This window comes from Streptomyces sp. 15-116A (genome assembly GCF_025290915.1).
Taxonomy (GTDB): domain Bacteria; phylum Actinomycetota; class Actinomycetes; order Streptomycetales; family Streptomycetaceae; genus Streptomyces.
Map to the genome: position 1 here is coordinate 1 of NZ_JAOCQE010000526.1, position 1,536 is coordinate 1,536.

General features: G+C 73.3%; 3 protein-coding genes and 1 riboswitch. Of the genes, 1 reads left to right on the top strand and 2 read right to left on the bottom strand.

Features of this window, described 5'->3' with window-relative positions; all coding sequences use genetic code 11:
- Window positions 1–514: FAD-dependent oxidoreductase (locus N4P33_RS35130; RefSeq protein ID WP_260830962.1), on the bottom strand; the 514-nt coding region annotated here is incomplete at its 3' end.
- Window positions 515–546: 32 nt separating this feature from the next.
- Window positions 547–897, bottom strand: a complete 351-nt coding sequence (locus N4P33_RS35135) for a hypothetical protein (RefSeq protein WP_260830963.1) — start codon at window positions 895–897, stop codon at window positions 547–549.
- A gap of 46 nt (window positions 898–943) precedes the next feature.
- A riboswitch (TPP riboswitch) is annotated at window positions 944–1,055 on the top strand.
- Here N4P33_RS35135 and N4P33_RS35140 point away from each other — a divergent pair.
- Window positions 1,053–1,536 (top strand): FAD-binding oxidoreductase (locus N4P33_RS35140; protein ID WP_260830965.1); only part of this gene is annotated, 484 nt, incomplete at its 3' end. (Overlaps the previous riboswitch by 3 nt.)

Sequence of the window (1,536 nt, forward strand, 5' to 3'; positions counted from 1 at the left end):
CCGCCTCGCGCGCCGCCGTGGCGAACTCCGCGCCGATCCAGCCGGCCCCGACCACCACGATGTCGTGCTGCCGGGCGAGCACCGGCCGCAGCCGCTCCGCGTCGTCGAGCGTGCGCAGCAGATGCACGCCGGGCACGCCGTCCGCGCCCGGCAGCCGCACCGGTTCCGCGCCGGTGGCGATCACCAGGACGTCGTACGGCACGGGACCGGCCTCGGTGTCCAGTGCGTGGTCGGCGGGGCGCAGGCCGAGCACCTCGCAGCCGAGCCGCAGTTCGATGCCGAGCGCCTCGAAGTCGACGTCGAAGGCGGAGTCCTCGGCCTTGCCGAGCAGCACCGCCTTGGACAACGGCGGCCTGTCGTACGGCTGATGGGGTTCGGCGCCGATCAGTGTCACCGTGCCGGTGAAGCCCTGCTCGCGCAGGGCGACCGCGGTCTGCACCCCGGCCATGCCCGCGCCCGCCACCACCACGCGTCCCGGCTCGGACGGTCCCGGTCCCTGCGTCTGCTCGCTCACCTGATCACCATAGACAGCTGACTTTCTGTCAGTCAGTCCTCGTGCGCCGTGATCTGCTCCACGACGCTCGTGCCGCTGCCCTCCTGGGACTCCCATGCCCAGCTCTCCTCCAGCCGCACCCGCCCGTCGGGCAGGTCCACGACCGTGGACACGCAGTGCCCCGAGGAGGTCGTACCGTCCCGCTTGAGCTGCACGTACCGGAAGTCCAGCCGGTCGCCGTCCCGGGTGCCCACCAGGTGGCCGCGTACGACGTCGCCGCCCGCATAGTCGGCCCAGATCTCACCCTCCCGCTCGTGGTAGCGGAAACGGGTGCGGGTGCCGACCTGGCCGGGTGCCTGGTCGGCGACCGGGGCGAGGACGAGACCGTCCAGCGAACGGGCCACGGTCGGCCTCCCTTGTGAAAGCGGTGCTCGGTTAGGGTGGCCAACGTAAAGCACTCGCGGGAGCCCGGACGCACCGGGCTGAGAGGGAGGCTGGCGGCCTCCGACCGTACGAACCTGATCCGGGTCATGCCGGCGAAGGGAGGGGCTGGACGCCCATGTCGCGTACGCGCACGTCCGACGTCCTCGTCATCGGGGGCGGCATCATCGGTCTGGTCACGGCCTGGCGGGCCGCACAGCGTGGTCTGACCACCACCGTGCTCGACCCCGAGCCGGGCGGCGGCGCCGCCCAGGTGGCCGCCGGGATGCTGGCCGCCGTCACCGAACTGCACTACGGCGAGCAGACCCTGCTCGGCCTGAATCTCGCCTCGGCGCGCCGCTACCCCGACTTCGCGGCCGAGCTCACCGAGGCCACCGGGCACGACCTCGGCTACCGGCGCTGCGGCACGCTCGCGGTGGCGCTGGACGCCGACGACCGCGCCCATCTACGGGAGCTGCACGCGCTCCAGCAGCAGTCGGGGCTGGACTCGCAGTGGCTGTCCGGGCGGGAGTGCCGGCGCCTCGAGCCGATGCTCGCGCCCGGTGTGCGCGGCGGGCTGCGGGTCGACGGCGACCACCAGATCGACCCGCGGCGGCTCGCGT